The sequence below is a fragment of the Nostoc flagelliforme FACHB-838 genome (assembly GCF_014698065.1).
GTDB classification, from domain to species: domain Bacteria; phylum Cyanobacteriota; class Cyanobacteriia; order Cyanobacteriales; family Nostocaceae; genus Nostoc; species Nostoc flagelliforme_B.
Window position 1 is genome coordinate 22,201 of sequence record NZ_JACJSI010000047.1, and the last position, 20,767, is coordinate 42,967.

Consider the following 20,767-nt stretch of genomic DNA (forward strand, 5'->3'; position numbering starts at 1 on the left):
CAGCCAGAAAACTTTTTGGCAGCAAGTTTTTTTATTTACAACTATAGTATCGACAGTATCGACCTATGGCAGATAGTTTTATACTTTATCTCTTTATTTCTCGACATAGTTTTTACACTCGGTTGATTTGGGGATGCCTACAGATTCAATTGGGATTAATCTCGAGCGTAGGGATTTGGACATTTTCAGAAGCTAAGTTACAAGCTGCCCAAGCACATCAGACCTGGCAATCACCTTCAGAATTGACTGAGGGTATACCCAAGGTAAATCCTAAGCCAACACCTATTTTGATGGCGGCACCTGAAAACTTCAATCCTGATTTGCGATTACCGCCACCGCCAGTGCTACCCGAACCACCCCAAAATTCTAGCCCACCAAAAACTTCCACCGAACTAAGAACCCCGGATGCAGTTTTGGAAAGCATTCATACAAACTATCGCTATGACACAGATAACTTTGGCCAAACCAACTTCTTTTTTGAACCAACGGTTCAGTTTCGATTGAGTAATGGCAATAAAATATTTTTCAAGACAGGTTATAACTTCTTTGAGCAACGCGGTGTTGAATCAGTAACGAATTTTCCCTTACAAGTTGGATGGCAGGGAAAAATTGGGCAAGTAACTCTGCAAACAGCAGCCGGAGTAGATGTGTTCAATCGTTTACCTACAGCTATCAATCTCAATGCTAAGGTCGATGTTCCCATTTCGCCGCCGCAAGTTTCGTCATCTGGTCAATTGCTATCGGCAGTAGTACTGTCAGGTAATTTAGAACAAGGGCCTTATAAATCTAATGCCCGAACTTTAGACAATCAAATTACTGCTTGGCGATTTGGGCCTGATTTATACTGGCAGATTGACCGTAACACCAGTTTGTTTTCATCATTGCGTTTGGGTAGTTACAACGATAATAATTCCGAGGTGCAATCATTTAGTAGGTTAGAGCGCAAGTTCGGACAGTTTTCTCTGGCAGCTAACTTATTCAGTTGGAGTTTCGATCGCGATTTAGAACGCACAAGTGGCTATTTTTCCCCACCAGATTTTCTAGTTTACAACGCTGAGGTGGCTTGGGAAGGAGATATTGCTAATTTTTTACGTTGTCGCCTCGCTGCTAACTTAGGACAGCAGCGACTTAAAGGAGAATTTGACAACGCCTATACCTATCAAACGCGGTGTACAGCAAAGGTTTCACCAAATATAGAGGCAGACCTTGGCTATAGCTTTAGTAATGTCCGAAATCAAGAAACGGGGGGAAGTGCCTATGGTGGTAATTCTTTGACAGGACAGTTACGGGTCAAATTTTAGGAGGCAGGGGGCAGGAGGCAGGAGGCAGGGGGCAGAAGGTAAACCCTATAAATAATCCAAAATCCAAAATCTAAAATCTAAAATTGTATAAGCCTGAAGAATGAAAGCACCATTACCTGATAACGAAACACAGCGAATCGAATCTCTTTTGGAGTATAAGATCCTCGATACTCCTTCGGAAGCTGCCTTTGACGATCTCACCCGTTTAGCCTCATATATTTGTGGAACTCCCATTTCCTTAATCAGTTTAGTTGATAGCGATCGCCAGTGGTTCAAGTCTAAAGTTGGTTTGGATGCTCTAGAAACCCCCCGAAATGTGGCATTCTGCGCCCATGCTATTATGCAACCTGAAGTTTTTATTGTGCCTGATGCCACAGTAGACGAAAGGTTTGCTACAAATCCGCTAGTTACCTCTGGCCCGAATGTTCGGTTTTATGCTGGTATCCCATTGACTAACCCTGAAGGATATGCACTAGGAACACTTTGCGTAATTGACCATGTACCAAGAAACCTTTCTCCCGAACAAGTTGAAGCATTACGAATTCTAGTCCGTCAAGTAATCAAGCAACTAGAAATGCGGCGCACTTTAGCAAGTTTAGTATTGGCGAGTGATACAGGCAAACAGGCACAGAAGGGACGTAAACAATTTTTTAAAAAAATAGCCGGAGGGTTTGGGTTAGCATCGGCAATTTTAGTTTTGATTGGCGTGATTTCTTATCAAAATACACGTATATTGATTAATACAAGTAATCAGGTACGAGAAACCCAAGAGAAAATCAATAAACTGGAAGAATTACTGTCCGAGATGAAGGATGCTGAGACTGGACAGCGCGGTTATATCCTCACTGGACAAGAAACTTATCTGGAACCTTATCAAGCAGTAGTTGGAAGCATCGATCCAAAAATTGCAGAATTGAAGAATTTAATTGCAGATCAACCTAGTCAACAAAAGCAGTTTGCCACCCTTGAATCTCTGATAGCTGCAAGACTTGCCATACTCAAGCAGACTATATACCTGCGTCAAAATCAGGGGTTCGAGGCGGCGTTGCAGGTAATCCAGACAAATCAGGGAAAACATCTCATGGATGATATCCGCAAGATCATTTATGAGATAGAGAATGAGGATAAAAGGTTGCTTCAACAGCAGTCACAAGCTGCAAATGCCAGTGCTAAAAACACGATTTTGACACTTGCGCTCGCTATTTGTCTAAGTTTTCTCATTCTGGCTATAGTCTACTATTTCATTTCTCGTGAGGTCAGCGAGCGTAAATTAACAGAGGAAACACTAAACACAGAACGCAACTTTATCTCCGCAGTCGTTAATACAGCCAGTGCTTTGGTAATAGTTCTTGACACACAAGGGCAAATTGTTCGCTTCAATCAAGCTTGTGAACAAACAACTGGTTACTCATTTGATGAGGTAAGAGGAAGGCATTTCTGGAACCTGTTTTTACTTCCTGAACAGGTTGAGCAAGTTAAAGCAATTTTTGAGCAGTTGCGCTCTGGTGAAGCGCCCCAAGAATACGAAAACTATTGGGTAAGCAAGGATGGCAGTCGGCGGCTGATTGCCTGGACTAACACTACCTTGCAAAATTATGAGGGTTCTGTTGAGTACATTGTTGCCACGGGTATTGACATTAGTGATGTTCACCAAGAGCTTCGTTTACGCAAACGAACTGAACAACATTTGAAAGCACAGTATTCTACAACCCGCGTCTTAGCAGAGTCAACTACAATCAATGAAGCCATGCCCCAAATCCTGCAAGGAATCTGCGAAAGTTTGGGATGGAATTTTAGTGAATTTTGGATAGTAGATCAGCAAGCCAATCTACTACGTTTGCTAAATACATGGTATGAAATTTCCTACGAAATGCAAGAATTTGACATCTTGAGTCGGCAGACTACGTTTGCACCAGGAATTGGGCTGCCTGGTCGGATCTGGGCTAGTGCCGAACCTGTGTGGATCGCTGATGTTGTTAAAGAACAGTATTTTATGCGCTCTCAAATCGCTGCCCAAGCAAAACTGCATGGAGCTTTCGGCTTTCCAATCCGTGCAGGTAAAAAAATTCTTGGTGTCATTACCTGCTTTAGCCATGAGATTCAGCAAGCTGATCCAGATTTAGCAACAGTCATGAATTCTATTGGTGAGCAAGTAGGGCAATTTATTGAGCGCAAGCAGGCAGAAGAAGAACTCCAACGCCAAAACTTGCGATCGCAACTATTTACGGAAATCACCCTCAAGATTCGTCAGTCTTTGCAAATCAAAGAAATTCTCCAAATCACTGTTACGGAGGTACAAAAAATTCTCCATAGCGACCGAGTTTTGATTTATCAACCTTTGGCAGACGCTTCTGGAGCCACCATCGTTGAGGCAGTAGTTTCTGGCTGGCTGGCAATCAAAGAGAAAAAGCTAGTCGATACTTACTTTCAAGCAGAATATACACAACAGTACTATCTACAGCAGTATCGTCAAAAACGGAATCTGGAGTTTGCTGACTTAGATATGGTTGAACTCCAAAAAAGCCACATAGAATTACTGCAACAATTTGGAGTTAAGTCCAATTTGGTCATACCCATTCTTGTCAAAGAAGAACTCTGCGGTTTGCTGATTGTCCATCAGTGCGGCAGTTCTCGCCAATGGTCTAGCTTTGAAACTCATCTTTTACAGCAAATCGCTGACCAAGTAGGTATTGCCTTAGCCCAAGCCCAAATGTTATACGCCGAAACTCAACAGCGACGAGAACTTGAAGTAGCCCGTCATCAAGCTGAATTAGCTTCTAAAACCAAAAGTGCTTTTCTGGCGAACATGAGCCATGAAATCCGAACTCCGATGAATGCTGTGTTGGGCATGACAGGATTAATGTTAGAAACTCCTCTAAACCCGGAGCAACAGGATTTCATTGAAACAATTCGCATTAGTGGAGACGCTCTCTTAAGCTTAATCAACGAAATTTTGGATCTATCCAAACTTGAAGCTGGGGAAATGGCACTAGAAACTCTAGATTTTGACTTATCTACCTGTGTGGAAGAGGTATTGGAATTGTTGGCTCCCCCAGCCCATAATAAAGGATTAGAAATTGCCGCGTTAATCTATCCCAATGTCCCCACCCATCTGCAAGGTGATGCTGGCCGCCTGCGGCAAATTCTCATGAATTTAATCAGCAATGCGATCAAGTTCACCAGTAATGGAGAGGTAGTATTACGAGCAGAATTGCGATCGCAAAGCTCGACTACAACCACCATTTGTTTTGCCATCACAGATACCGGTCTTGGCATTACTTCTGAAGACCAATGCAAACTCTTTACGCCATTTACCCAAGTAGATGCTTCCACCACCCGCAAATATGGCGGCACAGGTTTGGGATTAGCCATCTGCAAGCAACTGGTGAGCTTAATGGGAGGAGAAATCGGTGTAGAAAGTCGGTTAGGCAAAGGATCTAAGTTTTGGTTTGAAGTAACTTTTGCCAAGCAACTTCACCCTATTTCCTTAGAAAGCGAAGGCGGACTTCTGACTAATCGGCGCTTGTTAGTAGTGGATGATAATACTACTAATCGCAAAATCATCTACCATCAAGCTACTCGTTGGGGAATGCTGGTAGATCAGGCTGCTTCGGCTGCTACTGCCCTCCAAGCTATTCAGGAGGCTGCCCAGCAAAATAATCTCTATGACGTTGCTGTGATTGATATGCAAATGCCAGAAATAGATGGCATGACTTTGGGAGAACAAATTAAGGCAGATTCAGCGATCGCAGAGCTACCTTTGATTATGCTTACCTCTACTAATCAACGTGATGAAATCCAACGGGCGCTAAAAATAGGATTTGCAGCTTATTTGGTCAAACCCGTTAAGCCATCCCGACTCCTCGATACCATTATGACTGTTTTAGGAACGCAGATGGAGCAAGAGGAGTCAGAATGGGCTATGCCTCATGCTAATAGGAGTCAGGAGTTAAAAGCCAAAAAGTACGAAAACAACAAGAACTATCATCCTCCTCTCCCTGACTCTCCTAAACTTAAAATTCTCTTAGCTGAAGATAATCTGGTGAATCAAAAAGTTGCCTTGAAGCAACTCCAAAGCCTGGGTTATAGCGCTGATGTCGCTGGTAATGGGAAAGAAGTTTTGCAGTTATTAGAACAAATATCCTACGATTTAATTCTGATGGATTGCCAAATGCCAGTTCTCGACGGTTTCGAAACCACAAAAGAAATTCATCGTTGGCAAGAAAGTAGCTTTGTCAGTGGTCGTCGTCCTGTAGTAATTGCGATGACAGCTAATGCCATGAAAGAAGATCAACAAATGTGTCTAGATGCCGGAATGAATGACTATCTAAGCAAGCCTGTAATTAAAGATAAATTGGCTGCGGCGCTGGAGCGTTGGGGAAACGTGATATTTATGGAAAAACAAACAGTTGTCTTAGAGCAGAAAGCTTCTACAACAGTTGTAGATTCAGTTGACCTGCCAATTCAATGGGAACGTTTGCATCAACTCTCGGAGAATAATCCAGAATTTGAATTGGAACTACTGCAAATATTTGTTGAAGATATTCAGCCTCGGATAGAGCTAATTAAAATAGCGATCGCTACTAATGATTTTGGAAAATTAGCGCAAGAAGTCCATCAAATTAAAGGTGCTAGTGCTAATGTTGGAGCGACAAAGATGCATCTAGCCGTAGAAAAGCTAGAAGAACTAGCCCGCAATCAAGAGCGTCGAGGTACGACTAACTTAATTTCAGACTTAGAAGAGCTTGTTAAACGCATTCAAGAATTTTTAATCAGGAGTCTTGACTCATAACTGCTACTGTAATTTTAATAATATTTACTAATAAATAAACAGTAACGATTATCTCCCGTCGGCTCATAACTCAGCTTGTCGGCAATAACAGACATGATTTTTAAACCACGACCGCGCTCTTGCTCATTATCCTCAAATTCAGACGTTTGTTGCAATTTTCGCTCTAAGTCAAAGGGTTCGCCTTGAGACCAAATACGAATTTCTATGTATTTATCTAACCGCACAGCTTCTATCTCAATAGGAGTTTCAATTGGTAATTTTCTATGGGCATGTTCAACAATGTTAGTAAAGCCTTCCATCATCAGAGTTTGACATTGCCACCAAATTTTTTTATCGGGAATAGGTGGTTGATTCATCTGCTCGAACCAAGACAACACTTGAGGCGACGCTTTCAAGTCTGTATTTACTCTTAGATAAATTTTATTTTTCACTTCTTAACCAATAAAATATTTTGAGATCATCATATTCGCTAATGAATTTACTTAATTTGAGTAATTTCACTATACATTCTCAACTAAATTGCATATAAGTTGAATTAGAGCAATTACTTAATTCTCATTCTAGTTAGCAAAATTTAATTTATGTTTAAAATTCTGGTTATTGATGATGACCCTATAGTGCGGGCAGTACTGAAAAGAACACTCCAAAACCAAGGTTATGATATCACTGTAGCCAGCAATGGCGCGGAAGGTATTACACAAGCACAATTATTACATCCTGCTCTGATTATCTGTGACTGGATGATGTCCCAGTTAGATGGGTTAGAAGTGTGTCGTCAAATTAGAAAAGATCCAGAGTTGGCAACTACTTTTTTTATTCTATTGACGGCTAGGGGAGCAGCTCGAGGAGAGGAGGAAGATAGAGTTAAGGGACTTGACGCTGGAGCAGATGAGTTTATCTCTAAACCAATAGAGATGAATGAATTGAAAGCACGGCTAAGAGCAGGGCTAAGATTACACCAGGTAAATCAGGACTTACAAAGTCAAAAAAAAGCTTTGGAGACACTAAATCAAGATTTACAAACCCAAAAGCAAATTTTGGAAGCAGAATTGTCAGAGGCTGCTGATTATGTGCGATCGCTTCTACCCTCACCACTTGTAGGAGCAGTAACTACAGAAAATCTGTTTATTCCCTCAGCACAGCTAGGGGGTGATTGCTTCGACCATCATTGGATCGACGAGGATAATTTAGCAATTTATTTGTTGGATGTATCAGGCCACGGCGTAGGTTCAGCCCTCCTATCTGTATCCGTGCTGAATGTTTTGCGATCGCAATCTCTACCGAATACTAACTTTTGCCAACCTAGTGAAGTCCTAAAAGCCCTCAATCACGCCTTTCAAATGACGCAGCACGGTGATAAATACTTCACAATCTGGTATGGAGTTTATCACCGCCCTAAACGTCAACTCATTTATGCCAACGCTGGACATCCACCAGCTTTGTTGTTATCTAATACCTCTACAGCCAGCATCCAAGTTGAACAGCTAAATTCCTTAGATTTACCAATTGGCTTTTTACCTAATGTGCAATTTGAGGATGCTGTTTTGGAGATCGAAGAAAATAGCACTTTATACATCTTTAGTGATGGTACTTATGAAATTAATCAGTCAGATGGTAAAATTTGGGGTATTGATGCTTTCATTGACTTACTAACTGAATATAGCCTGAAAGATAGCTGTAACCTAAATCAACTATTAGCAAAAATTCTCACCTTAAATGCTCAAGATAATCTTGAAGATGACTTATCTCTGGTAAAAGTTAACTTCGGTTAACATAGTCGAATGTGCGTATTCATCTTTTGTCTGACCTAGCTGCTTATTGTGTTGCCAATATTTGGCGATTAAATTCATCTTGGTCAGCAAAAGTTTGAAAAATTCTATCCATTTTAGTCAATTCAAACAACATCCTGACTTGATCGCTAATAGAACAGACAAAAAGTTTAGCATTAGCATTTCGTGTCATTTGCATTGCTGATACTAAAGCACCCAAACCTGAGCTATCGATAAAGTTTACTTCTTTCATGTCAAGCAATAGAATATCGGCTCCATTTGCCAGAATACCGCTAACTTCACGACGTAGTTCATTACCTCTAATTCCGTCTAAAATTCCAGATAGTTCTAGTACTTTCACGCTCATATTCATGGTTTTTACCTTATTATTTGATTTGAAAATATGTATTTATATTTTGGCATTGGCCTAAGCTAAACTGCAAGAGAGATAATAATAATTTTGCCATTTATATATAATTAGCTGTTTTTTATTGCTTGGCGATTATTAGCTATTGCAGTAAAAAAGCTAGCATCCACGCATTGTCGGGAAATTTCAAAAGCTTCAAAATAACCGTCTTTTTGCCCTAACTCTCGCGCCCAAAAACGAGATAAAACTAGTATGCATCAAGTTGCATAAATGCCTTATTTGACTCTGATTCATAACAACCGATAGCTGCAACTTTTTCCTCAATTACAGAGGTAATATCTACAAAAAAGTTGGGTTCAAAACCACGTAAAAAAACAGGTGGTGCTGAATACCATAAAGGTATGTTTTTGCGAGTAGCAACATTAGAAACTGCGATTGCACACACTTCATGATCTCTATGTCCATATTTTTCAGGTTGTGGTGCATGAGTAATAATCAGATCCGGTTGGCAACGCCCAATAGCTTCTTCAGTAACTTTAATCACTGCTTGGGTTGAGAAATTAAACTCCTCAAGTGCATAAAACTCGTAAGTTGCACCGATGATTTTACCAGCTGCATCTGCTTCTTGATGACGTGTACCCTTAACAGGCGAACTGGAAAAACTGCCATCAGTCAAAATTAAACAACGAACATTCCATCCTGCCTTAGACATCAAACTGAGAGTGCCAGCGGCAGGTAAGACTTCATCATCAGCATGAGCATAAATTGTTAAGACAGTTTGTTGGTCAAAGTTCTTTGAATCTGAATTTATGTTCATGGCTGCTTTCTAGATTGAATTTATAAGGGAATTAAGAGTTGTCCCTACGTTCCTCTTAGACCTCTTTCGGAGGTTGCCAAACAGATGCGCGGATGATAGCCCACAAAAGTAACAAGTTATAAATAGCCCATGCACCATTTAATAGGTGAACTAAAGGATTATTTAGATGACCAATTGCAAAGCGGTAAAGACTCCATAATATACCCAATATAGTAAGGATGAAGACAGCTAACTGTGGCCAAACCAACCGAATATAAATACCAAATTGGCGTTGTTTAGGTGTTACTTGAAAATTTATTTTTTGTCCTGTAAACACACTACATACAGCTTGGATTAATAAGGGGAATAAAGCGATCGCATATTGTTCAGAGCGCCAAACTTCTCTAGCTGGAATACCCCAAGTAGCTGCTAGAAAAGTGAGGCGGTTGATAATAAAAGCTGGGAAAAAGTGTATGGCAAAATCAGAACCGTAGGTTTTAACTGGAACAATATCCGTAAAAAAATAGATTATTGGACAAGAAATAAAAACCAGAGTTGCAAAACCAGAGAAATAACTATACATCGTCTTAAAATATTGCAACCTTTGCCAAAAGCTTAGACCTGATTTTGTCAGTGGGTTTTCCCTAACTAGCACTTGAATCGTTCCTTGTGCCCAGCGTAGCCGTTGTTTAAGAGTAGAACTCAAGTCATCTGGCGCTAAACCTTCTGCCAAAAGTTCATTGTGATAAATTGATTTCCAGCCAGCACTATGCAGACGCATGGCTGTATTCATATCTTCGGTTATGCTATTACTCGATACCCCACCAACTAAATCAAATTCATCTAAACGTTTTTCATCTTTGGCAAATTCATCAGCAAAATTTTGCAGTCCTACGCTAACTAATGCCTCACGCCTCAATATCGCATTTGTGCCCGTATAGAACGCAGCATTCATGCCATCTTTACCTTGCTGAAGTGGCCCATAAAATAAATTTGCTCTATGTCCAAAAGGATCGCCTGGAGGAATATTGTAAAAATCCTGGCGAGTCTGTACAAAAGCAATTTGATTCTGGTCGTATTTTCCTGTTGAAAGATTATAGGTGTAGAAATAAGGCACAACTCGCTTGAGAAAATTTGGCTTGGGGATGTGGTCGGCATCCAGAGTAACAATAAAATTTCCTGCCGTTTCTCCAGAAAAGATTGCATAATTGATGTTGCCTGCTTTAGCGTGATGCGCTACACCAGGGGTCTTGGGACGAGCAATGTAGCGAAACCGGGAGAGTTCGAGCAGTTCTAGTTCTTTTTTGCGAATAGCGGCTTCTAAGGCCTTTCGTTCGGTAGTTAAGCGATCGCTAATACTTTGATGCTGTGGAGGTAGCCAAAGAATAAACTGTCGCAGACTTTGGACAAATTCGCTAGCAAACTGCTTCACCTCTGATTCTGATGATTGCAACCATTGTTCAGCAGCTTGAGTATTAGGTGTCAGATTTTCCAGTTGCTTTAGGCGCTCCAACAAGCTAGAGTGTTCTGCATCAATTCGATTTGCTTCTCGCTGTAGTTGTGGTGATTGCAAATCCTCGATACACAATCTTTCTGTCATAGCTCGCATATCAGCCGAGTTACCATCATCCAATACATAAACTCGTAACTTTGTTGGCGGATAATCTATCGCTAAAGTAGCTTTGGCAGTTTCTTCTACAATTTCCGGCGGCTCGTTGTAGCAGGTGAGAAACACATCCACAGTTGGCCAGTCGGATCTGGGTATAGGTGGGATCATCTGGTCGAGAGACTTAACCTGTCGCACCAAAGGACGCCACAACCCAATTACAAACATTACGCCGCCGAAATAGCTATAAATTTCTGCTATCAGCAAAGGAATCGAGATCCAGAGCGCATCAAAATTGATGGAATGGGTGATGCGCCATTGCAAATACCAGATCCCAAAAATTAAATTTATTTCTGCTAGGTAGCGAAATAACAGCGTTCTTTTTTTGAGCGATGAGCGACTGTTGCCGGAAAAGTTTGAAGAATTATCAATAAGAGAAACTGAAGTCATGTTATACCAGTAATTAAGATGATTAAGAATTGATGATTAAAAATTAAAACTTAAATTGCTTTAATTTTCAATTTTTAATTTTTGAAAGGTCAAGCACTAGTGGATGTCTACCTCTGGCTTGGTAAAGCAAACTTTCTAAAACGATCGCATTCGTATTAATGTCAACTGAAGCATTAATACCTAGTTTGGAATTTTCATACTTTCCTGAAAAATAGCCGCGATTTTTATCGGATAAATTTTGAGCGAAGTCTCGCAGTTTTTTCGTATAAGGCTCATTTGGCATGAGCGCAAACCAAGAAAATGCTGCTTTGGTACTGACAAACCGTAATTGGGGATAGGTTTTTCCACTGGTGTTCACAGCTTGCCAAGATTGACCATTGGAGTAGACGCTGTAATACAGAAAGTAAGGAGGACGATCTAAAGAATCTTCATTTACAGCAGTTAAAATTCCAGTGCGTTTAAACCTTTGTTGTTGCACTTTTAAAAGGTTTTGCACTTGAGATTTAACAGCATCATTCCAACCTATTTCTAAACCCCAGAGTAAATAAGGGTCATTTGTCAAGTAGTTAGTAGCTCCAGAATTTTTGAAATTACGCTCGTCAATTTGCAGCGTAACACCATCAACCTTAACCATCTTGGCTGGTGGATTAGAGAGAGCATTAGTGGCTGGAAGATTCCACAGCTTTAAACTGTGAGCAGCATATTGCTCGTAGCCTAATCGCCCTTCTTGCACTTCGAGAAGTTTACCTGCTCTAGGAATAGCACCGTTTAACCAACCATCTTTGACAAGTTTCGATGTATGCCAACGAGTTACGATGCGATTAATATGATCGCTATATTCTGGATAATGCGATCGCATAATATGCAATCCTAATAAAAATCGCGCCATATCCAAAGCTGACCAACCACTTGTACCCTTGGGATCGGGTGTGTCATTGAGATGACGCATCTGGGCAGTATGGGTGCTATAAGCTTTGTTGGGCAAACCAGTTGCAGGTAGCGGCAGTTTTTCCAACGTCTGTAGCAATGTGTTCATTCGCTTTTGGAAAACATCTTGCGGCAATAACCCTAACTGGTAAGCCGCATGAATTCCTAATAAGGCGCTACCCTGATCCCACCAAGTTGTCCAAGGCAAGTTGTCTACCGAATTTACTAAACCTGTTTGGGGATTCCAGTTACGCTCAAAATATTTCCAAGCCCGCGCGGCAGCAATTTTATCCGCTTCTTGGGTTAACCGTGGGAAAGAAGTTGTGGGCGTTGGAGTAGCAGGTTTTTCTGGCGTAGCAGTTGGTTGTGGTGGTGTCGGTTTTGGTTTTGGCGGTAATGGCGTGATTATAGGAGCAGTAGGTTTTGGAACGGTTTGTGACGGTGGTGTTGGGATATCAGGGTTAAAGTTATCAGGGGCAGCAATGATTATAGATGGGGCAATACGGTTCGGATAATCAGGGGAGGCAAGAGAGTTATTATTAAGCAATTTCTCTTCCCCTGCTTCTCTTCTCCCCCTGCTCCCCCTGCTCGCCTCAACAGATGACTTTGTTAACCGAACCGTATAGATAGATGGGGTAGCATATTGCCATGCCGCAGGACTCGGACAAAGCAGGGGTTGTTGATTTGTTGTTGCGTACAAAACTGATTGCAAAATCATGCTTTTGATGCCGCTTGTTGCCATTTATATCTTCTTTGCCAACTCAGCAGGCGATAAATAGCCGAAAGCCGGATTATTTACCGCATCTTTATAACCAGGAGATTTACCGCTATTACTGTTAATTGCCCAATCACATTCCTTATTAATATTGAAGTAAAGAATGCCTCGCACGCCCATCGCAGCTAGCTGAGTGTAAGAGTCTCGTAACCATTGGTCTTTGGCAGTGTTGGGCAAACCATTTTGTGTATTACTGGTACTAGCTGTTTGAGCGATGAAAATCGGCTTACTGCCAGCCATAACCTTCATCCGCTTGATGTATGGTTCAAAAACTTCTTTTGGGCTACTCCAGTGTTTCCAAGAAGAATTACTACAATACCCCCAGTTGTAGGCGCTAAAGGCAACGACATCTACCGACTTGTCCCCAGGATAGTAGTTTTCAAAGCGATGTTCATTGTTTTCACTCCAACCATTAGGTGCAAATACCCAACGGATTGCTTCTGAAGATACACCAGCTTCTTTAAATATCTTTTGGATACGTTGGTAAGCTAACTTGAAGTTCTGCGGATCTTTGCTGTATATTTCTCCAGGAATGTTCATCTCTTGTAATGGAGCAATAAACGCAATACGGTTATCGCCTTGTTTTGCCCAGTCAGAGTACGCTTTTGCCACTTTTTGCAGAGAACTATCTATGTCTCCCCTAGCAATCTGCGCTGCTGAACGAGTGGATTTGAGATTAATAAAGGCTGTGTATCCGTTACGCTTCAGTTGTTCTAAGGAAACTGGGATGTTGTAGGCAGGATTTGAGTCTTCGATATCAAAGAAAAATCCAGCAATAGAATGGCGCTTACCAACCCATTGATCGATTTGACGCAATTGGTTGTCAATTGTACTTTGACTTCCGATGTAATCTGGAGTGTATAGCCCCAGGAGTACAGGAGTATTGGAAGCTGTTTGGTTGCGAATTGGGTTTAATTTTCGGTTTTCGAGTTGCTTTGAAGGATCAGCGATCGCCATGAGATTTTTACTCGCAAAGATGCTTCCTAGTAAAATCAGCATCGTCAGCGCCAGTCGTACCTTGTTCATAGATTTGAAGGAATAACTAGGGATTTTGAATCGAGATATCTGTTACTCGTGCAAGCTACTAACTGCATCATGTACAAGTATTCCCAAATACAACTGATTAATAACAAACATGGCTTTGTAATTACAGCGAGTTGCATTTTAATGAAAAGACAGGAGGAAGTGACTCCTTCCTCCTGCCGTTGCCCACTTCACAAGCGTGGTTCTCGTACCCTACGAGAAGCTAGCGCAACAGGTGGGGTCGAATCCTCATTCTTTTCCATTCCCTCTGTTCGCTGCTTCCTGCTCCCTTGCCTCGACTTTTGTGCCAGTTACTAGTGGAGTATTTTTGCTACCCGAAACCCAGTAACTTGCAGAATTATCAGAAATTAACTTGGTTTGTTGTATGGCAGTACTAGGTAGACCTCGCCCAGAATCTCCTTTGGTAACAGCCTGCCACCAAGGAGATTTCATGTTGGTAGCCGGACGAATTAGGGGTTGTTGATTCATCACCTTGTACAGCAAGGATTGCAAAATCATACTGTTGGTGCTGCTGGTGAAACCAATTGCCGTTTTACCTGTGGCTTCATAGAAACCCTCATAAAATCCAGTTAATGGATTGTATAAGTCAGTCGTTCCTTGCAGTAACTGTTGACTATACTTGTTTTCTGGAAGCAAGGCATGATAGGCGAAAGCGACTGCTGTACTTACCAATCGCCCCTTTGGTACAGGTTGACCGTCATCTCCTAAAGCGACCCAAGGCTCACCCTGTCCAGTAATTGTGCTGTGGACAGTGTAAGGTTTACGATCAATCAAGGTGGTAGCCGAGGCTGTAAGAGTTCCAGTGCGGCGGTAACGTTCAGCTTGCGCCTGGAAAATTGGCTCAAAGAGCGATCGCATTTTCGGATCTAGTCCAAACTCCAGTGCATAGAGTAAGAAAGGATTGCTAACTGTGTATTGGTTAACTTTGGAGTTAGTATCCGTGCGACGGCGTTGAATTGGGACTTTCACCCCCTCCACTGAAGCTGTTTGATATTCACCGCCAACAGCAGAACGCTCAACATTAAATCCCCATAATTGAAAAGCACGAGATGCATATTCCTCATAACCCAAACGGGTTTCGGGGTTAACGCGAGTAAGCGATCGCCCATCTTCCTCTTTGGTAACGGTAGCACTGGAGAGAATACCCTCGCGTACCACACGCAAGTATGACCAATCCAGGACAATTTTATCTACAGCGGCCGTATATTCTGGATGACAGGTTTTTAAGTTGTAAAGCGCTGCCAGCATTCTACCTAAATCTAAAGCTGACCAGCCGTTTCCTTCTGGAATCGGATTTCCACCGTAATCTACAGATTGTAGCGATCGCGTATCGTAACCCCGACTCGGTAACTCTCCTGCAAATAATGGTAATTTTGTCAAGGCTGCTAAAAGATGTCGGGTGCGTTTGTCAAATTCTTTGGGGGTAATTCTATCGAGCGATCGCGCTGCATGAAGCGCTGCCAGATAATCTCCCAATCCCCAGAGAGTTGCGCCTTTGAAATCACTGCGATCGTTTATCAGCCCACTTTTGGAGTGATAATTCGCTTGGAAGTATCGCCAAGCTGCCTCTGCATAGCGGCGTTCAATTACTGAGAGCGATCGATTTAGTTTCAGGTTAGATGATTTGGGACTATCCACCGGTGGAATAGGTGCAACGGCCACTTCTGTAGGTTTAGAAGTATCCGTAGGGGTTGCGGTAGGAGCCGTAACAGTAGAATCTGGTTGATTTGCGGTAGGAGTCGTAACAGTAGAACTTGATTGATTTGAGGGGGTTGCAGGAGAAGCCTCTTCACTAGGCTTACCAGTAGACACACTCACAGAACCAGAAGTAATCAAAGGGCGATTTCCCTTAGCTTTGTAGTATAAAATCTCCAAAATCAGCCCATTAGTATTACCTGTCAAAGCCTTATTGGGTTGTTTTGATTCTTCATAAATACCAGCATAGTAACCACTGTCATCAGGACTGCGAAGATCCTTGACTGCATCAAAAAGTTTTTGGGCGTATGCATTCTCTGGATAGAGATAGCGCCAACCAAAAGCAGCTTTTGTGCTGATGCTGCGAAACTGTGGATAAGGTTGATTGGTATCCGTGATTGTTGCCCAGTTTACACCGTTTGCATAAACGGTGTTGTAGAGAAAATAAGGTGCTTGGTCAATATTATCTTCTGTTACCGCAGTTAACTGACCCGTGGTATCATAGCGCCGTTTTTGCACCTCTAAAACTCTGGCGGCAAAATCAGCTAACTCACCTTGCAAACCAAATTCAATCCCATCAAGGATATAAGATTCACTAACAACGTAATTATTAGCGTTAGTGTTTTGAAAGTCACGGGTATCAACGGGAATTTGTACGCCATTAATTTCGACTAGCTTAAATGGCTCAAAAGCAATAGCTTTTGGTGCAGAAAAACCCCAAAGTTCATAGCCTCTAGCGCCATATTCTTCGTAGCCGAGTCGTCCTTCTTGCACCAGTAACGTTGTGTTGTCTGGGAGAACAGTAGCACCAAAAAGTTGTCCATCTTTGAGCGATCGCGCCACCTGCCACTTCGCTACAATTCCTTTGAGCCAATCATTATATTGCGGATGACAAGTACGGATCACATCAAACGCAGCCAGGATTCGCCCAATATCCAAAGCAGACCAGCCAATACCCCGCTCCAGTGGATTATTGCCATAATCAACCATTTGTCCATTGGCTACGTTATAGACTTTATTGGGCAAGGTATCTTCAAATAACTTTAAGCTGCTGAGAGCTGTCAAAAACTTGTTGAGGCGTGTATCAAAGTCTGCTTGGTCAGTGAGATTCAACCAGCGTGCAGCATTCAACGCCATTAGGTAATTACCCATATCCCAGAGTGTACCAGAAGGATAACCCCCAGTAGAATTGGTAAATCCTGTTGCTGGCTGATAATTTTTGACAAAATACTGCCAAGCAGAACGAGCATAAGTTTGTTCTTCAGGTGTGAGTGGGGCTGTAATATTGCTACAGCTATTGGAATTTTGGGATAAGACTGGTGTCGGGATGTAAAACAACAATTGCAGAAATGTCCCAACTAAGAACAATGCAATCCATCTCAACAGCTTTTGCTGACGGAGTTTGTATATCATAATGCAAAGAAGAAGTTATCAGTTAACAGCGTCATAGCGCATCTTTACAGTTATATTCATAAATCGAGCTTTATCAATTCAGTGGAGTAGCATCATGTTATGCAGAAAATTTTTGGATATCAGCCAGGAATATACCGAAAAGACTATACTTACTTACAAAAATACGTAAGTATACGGAATATTTTTGCCTATTAGAGATTATTGATGAAAATTTCTTGATATTAGCTCAAAACAAAATATTTATAGGGAAAATTCGGTATAATAGCCCCATATTGACGATATATAGAAAATTTATTGATATTTGGAAAGTTTCAGTCTAATAACTAGTTAGTCCCAAAGGAGATTAGCAGCATGACTTTGTTTGTGCGCGTCGAACCCAGTGGAAAAAAAAGGAATCGGCTGTTGATTGAAAGCAACGGCATATTCATTGGTGAATACGAGAAATCGCAGCAAGCTGATATTGACAGAAAAATAGAAGAGATAAATGCGGCAGAAACAACGCTTCTGTCAATCTATGAGAAGCATGGAGTGTTTCTCGTTCGGTGGGATGGAAAAGCAAGAAAGAAATCCATTCGAGTTAAAGACATTGAGGTTGGTAGTATCCCCAAAGCAGCATGGCGGCGTCCGTCTTGGCAGAAGTAGCAAATGCTTTGTTGAATTTGGCGGTTATGAGTTGATAACCACTTTAGACATTGCTCCCGCGATCGCTGATAATTTTTGAGATGGGGTGCGATCGCAAAATAAAGATAAGACCAGCACTTGGGAACTGTAGCAGGGTCAAGAAATCTGGTCATAGAAGGCGCGATCGCCCATACTAGATGGTAGACACCTTCGACTATAGGAGCCGTCTATGTTGCTACAAGAATTGAAGGAGCAAGTATTAAAGCTACCACCAAGCGATCGGCTTGCACTGGTGAGTGCCATCATTGAGTCCTTGCAAGACACGCCAATTTCTGAGCCTGAGCGCTCTAGCGCGATTAGACGGATGCGAGGCTTGCTAAAAACAGACCAGCCAGCACCGACTGATGAAGAAGTGGCTGCAATGTTAGAAGAGCGGCGAGTAGACAAGTATCTTTAATGAAAGTTTTAATTGATACCAATATTATTTTAGATTTTCTGTTGCAGCGATTGCCATTTTTCCAAGACGCAGAACTGTTGTTTCAGGAGATTGATTCTGATCGTGTCGTTGGATATGTCACAGCAACAACACTTACAGATATTTTTTATATTTCCCGAAGACACACGCGCAGCATTGAGCAAGCACGGCAAGCAGTTTCAGAAACGCTGACTGTTATAGAAATTTGTCCCGTTAATCGAGCCGTCTTGAAATCAGCGTTCGGATCTGGTTTAGCTGATTTTGAAGATGCTGTTCAAATCGCTTGTGCTATTGCTCAAGGTTTAGATGCTATTGTGACACGCGATACGCAAGGTTTTTTGAGTTCAACCGTACCCGTTTTGTCAATTCATCAGTTGTTACAGCAGTTAGGGGCGCAAGATAGCAAGTAGTTGGTTGTCAGCCAAAGATGGCGATCGTATTTTCAGATTGTCACAAACGCAATTCAACAACTATAAGATTGAACTAGGTCTATCACAAGAATGTGAGCAGTTCTGCTATGAAGACGTTGGCTAAATGGTCTGTAGACGACTATCATCGCATGGTTGAGGCGGGCATTCTGCGTGGTCGTCATGTGGAATTGCTAGCAGGCGAAATTGTTGAAATGAGTCCAGAAACCCCAATTCACTACACCACAACAAAACGGGGTGCAAAATATTTAGAAGAATTGCTATCAGGTAAAGCTGATGTCCGCTTCAATGGGCCCATTACACTATCCGACTCGGAACCCGAACCTGATATTGCGATTGTTCGACTTCCAGAATCATCCTACAGCGATCGCCATCCTGCTCCTAAAGATATTTTCTGGATTGTAGAAGTTGCCAACACAAGCTTAAACAAAGACTTGGAGATTAAGGCTGCGATTTATGCGACGGCTGAGATTCAAGAATATTGGGTTTTAAGTTTATCTGCTAAACAGATGATTGTGTTCAGAAACCCTCAAAATGGTAAGTATGTTGAAGAATATACTATTAAGCAAGGAACGGTTACACCGTTAGCATTTGCAGATGTTTCAGTATCCGTTCAAAGACTTTTGCCCTAGGGTGGCGTTGCTGAATCTAGTGATGAATAGATTTATATAAATACATTTCTTCCGATATGCAACGCCAGTTTTGTACTACCTGAGAATCTTAGGTGCAACTTACGGTGTTTTAATAGCCCTCTGGGTTAACTTCTGACTTTTAACTCCTGCCCAAACGATAAGTGGTTGTCCAACCTTTTTATACAGCAAGCTTTCTAAAATTACGCCATTGTTATTGGCGGTGAGAGCTTTATTCGGCTGACGCAGGGATTCATAGAAACCGTTGTACCAGCCATCTTTTGACTTGAGGTTGTCTTGGACAAAATCAAATAACTGGCTAGTGTAAGTAGTATTGTAAAGCACATACCAGCCGATCGCAGCTTTGGCACTAAGAAAACGCAAATCGTTGTATTTTTGTCCGGTATCTGCAATGGTTGCCCAAGGTTCACCGTTGACAAACAAGCTGCTGTAAACAAAGTATGGAGGGCGATCTAAGTTGTCTTCGGTAACAGCAGTTAATTGTTTTGTCGCTTTATAACGCGCTTCTTGAGCAGCTAAAATCCGATCGGCATAGGCTTTGGGCAAAGCTTGAAACCCAGTTTCGATGCCATCTAAAATATAGGGTTCGCTAAGAACGTAGTTATTAGCTCCAGAGTTTTTAAAGTCGCGGCGATCGTAAGGAATTCCCTGTCCGTAAAGATCAACAAAGGCAGCATGAGATTGATAGTCCAAGGCTTTCTTAACATCCAAGCCCCAAAGCTTTAAACCATAGGCAGCATAATTCTCATAGCCCAAGCGACCTTCTTGGTTGTACTGTTCTTTGCCTTTGATCACGGCAGTACCGTACATTTGTCCATTGTTGGTTAGACGCTTGACTTGCCAATGTTTCCAAATTGCTTCTGTTTCTAGCCGCATTTTTGGATACTTTGTCCCGACAATCTTTAACCAGATTGCCATTCTTCCCAAATCGATAGCTGACCAACCAATTTCTTCGCGCTTTTCTAGTTGACCATAATTGACGGGTACGAGGGTTTTGGCATTATAAACCTTGTTGGGTAGTTCCCCTTTATACAAAGGCATTGATGCCAGTGTTTTCAACATTTTGCTCATTTTGGCTTCAAATTCAACCGCAGGCACGATATTGAGTTCTTTAGCACTGACTAAGGCTGCGATCGCTGCTGCCTGATCCCACATACTGACCGAGGCAAAGCCATCAACGGAATTGACTAAGCCAGTTTCATCGTTCCAGTTGCGCTGAAAGTATGACCAAGCTTGACGGGCAGTTGCCGTTTCCTCTGGAGTCAGTTTTCCAACTCCAGGAGCAATGTATGGAATTATGGCTACTGTTAGTTGGTTCTTAGGAACAGGTTGACCTGGCAAAACTAAAGATTTAGCATCAAGACTGGCAACTATTTCAGCTGCTTTAGCATCAGAGGCAGGGCTTTGGGGTTTCTTGGGTTCTACCAAATGCTGTGAAGCAGTTTTGGATGTTGATATTTCAGGTTTTTCTATAGAAGTTTTGGAAAGATTCTTAGACCAACCATTTAAAATTGTGATCGCCATAACAGCCGTAACTACTCCTCCTACAGAAGCTAGTATGGACAAGTTCTTAGGTGGTGGTTGAAAATCAGAACTCATACTGATTAAAGCCTTGTTTTGTAAGTAAGCGTGTTTGCGTAGTTTCACCAAATACATTC

At 41.8% G+C, this 20,767-nt stretch carries 15 protein-coding genes; 7 read left to right on the top strand and 8 right to left on the bottom strand.

What is annotated here, in order from left to right; all coding sequences use genetic code 11:
* Positions 1-65: 65 nt before the first annotated feature.
* Together H6G97_RS21370 and H6G97_RS21375 are read left to right on the top strand one after the other, a co-directional pair.
* Positions 66-1,301 carry a hypothetical protein gene (locus H6G97_RS21370; protein WP_190942691.1) on the top strand — a complete coding sequence of 412 codons (1,236 nt, stop codon included), beginning with the start codon at positions 66-68 and terminating at the stop codon, positions 1,299-1,301.
* Between the two features lie 100 nt (positions 1,302-1,401).
* Complete coding sequence (locus H6G97_RS21375) at positions 1,402-6,093, top strand: response regulator (protein ID WP_190942692.1); 4,692 nt, start codon at positions 1,402-1,404, stop codon at positions 6,091-6,093.
* Positions 6,094-6,107: 14 nt separating this feature from the next.
* On the opposite strand, the gene H6G97_RS21380 is transcribed toward H6G97_RS21375, so the two are convergent.
* Positions 6,108-6,524, bottom strand: a complete 417-nt coding sequence (locus H6G97_RS21380) for an ATP-binding protein (protein ID WP_190942693.1) — start codon at positions 6,522-6,524, stop codon at positions 6,108-6,110.
* A 150-nt stretch (positions 6,525-6,674) separates the two neighbouring features.
* Between H6G97_RS21380 and H6G97_RS21385 the strand changes: the two genes are divergently transcribed.
* Entirely contained in the window at positions 6,675-7,865 is a 1,191-nt protein-coding gene (locus H6G97_RS21385; protein WP_190942694.1) for a PP2C family protein-serine/threonine phosphatase, read from the top strand.
* A gap of 43 nt (positions 7,866-7,908) precedes the next feature.
* Here the strand turns inward: H6G97_RS21385 and H6G97_RS21390 are convergent, their stop codons facing one another.
* The 6 genes from H6G97_RS21390 to H6G97_RS21415 all read right to left on the bottom strand — a co-directional run bounded on the left by H6G97_RS21390 (position 7,909) and on the right by H6G97_RS21415 (position 16,935).
* Positions 7,909-8,235 (bottom strand): STAS domain-containing protein, encoded by a 327-nt coding sequence (locus H6G97_RS21390; protein WP_190942695.1) that lies wholly within the window; start codon positions 8,233-8,235, stop codon positions 7,909-7,911.
* Positions 8,236-8,476: 241 nt separating this feature from the next.
* On the bottom strand, positions 8,477-9,046 hold the full coding sequence (locus H6G97_RS21395) for a PIG-L deacetylase family protein (protein WP_242055052.1): 570 nt from the start codon (positions 9,044-9,046) through the stop codon (positions 8,477-8,479).
* Between the two features lie 55 nt (positions 9,047-9,101).
* Positions 9,102-11,081: a glycosyltransferase gene (locus tag H6G97_RS21400; RefSeq protein WP_190942696.1), complete on the bottom strand. Its 1,980-nt coding sequence runs from the start codon at positions 11,079-11,081 to the stop codon at positions 9,102-9,104.
* A gap of 67 nt (positions 11,082-11,148) precedes the next feature.
* On the bottom strand, positions 11,149-12,750 hold the full coding sequence (locus H6G97_RS21405; protein ID WP_199349522.1) for a DUF3131 domain-containing protein: 1,602 nt from the start codon (positions 12,748-12,750) through the stop codon (positions 11,149-11,151).
* Complete coding sequence (locus H6G97_RS21410) at positions 12,751-13,809, bottom strand: glycoside hydrolase family 26 protein (RefSeq protein ID WP_190942697.1); 1,059 nt, start codon at positions 13,807-13,809, stop codon at positions 12,751-12,753.
* Positions 13,810-14,055: 246 nt separating this feature from the next.
* A complete protein-coding gene (locus H6G97_RS21415; protein WP_338421808.1) occupies positions 14,056-16,935 on the bottom strand; it encodes a DUF3131 domain-containing protein in 2,880 nt (959 codons plus the stop codon).
* A 351-nt stretch (positions 16,936-17,286) separates the two neighbouring features.
* Here H6G97_RS21415 and H6G97_RS21420 point away from each other — a divergent pair, with 351 nt between their 5' ends.
* From H6G97_RS21420 to H6G97_RS21435, 4 genes are all read left to right on the top strand, one after another.
* On the top strand, positions 17,287-17,577 hold the full coding sequence (locus H6G97_RS21420) for a hypothetical protein (protein ID WP_190942698.1): 291 nt from the start codon (positions 17,287-17,289) through the stop codon (positions 17,575-17,577).
* Between the two features lie 208 nt (positions 17,578-17,785).
* A complete protein-coding gene (locus H6G97_RS21425) occupies positions 17,786-18,013 on the top strand; it encodes a hypothetical protein (RefSeq protein WP_190942699.1) in 228 nt (75 codons plus the stop codon).
* Positions 18,013-18,441 carry a type II toxin-antitoxin system VapC family toxin gene (locus tag H6G97_RS21430; RefSeq protein WP_190942700.1) on the top strand — a complete coding sequence of 143 codons (429 nt, stop codon included), beginning with the start codon at positions 18,013-18,015 and terminating at the stop codon, positions 18,439-18,441. Before H6G97_RS21425 ends, H6G97_RS21430 begins: the two co-directional genes overlap by 1 nt.
* 107 nt (positions 18,442-18,548) lie before the next feature.
* Entirely contained in the window at positions 18,549-19,091 is a 543-nt protein-coding gene (locus H6G97_RS21435; protein WP_190942701.1) for a Uma2 family endonuclease, read from the top strand.
* 99 nt (positions 19,092-19,190) lie between these two features.
* Here H6G97_RS21435 and H6G97_RS21440 read toward each other — a convergent pair whose 3' ends face one another.
* On the bottom strand, positions 19,191-20,708 hold the full coding sequence (locus H6G97_RS21440) for a DUF3131 domain-containing protein (protein ID WP_190942711.1): 1,518 nt from the start codon (positions 20,706-20,708) through the stop codon (positions 19,191-19,193).
* Between the last annotated feature and the right edge of the window lie 59 nt (positions 20,709-20,767).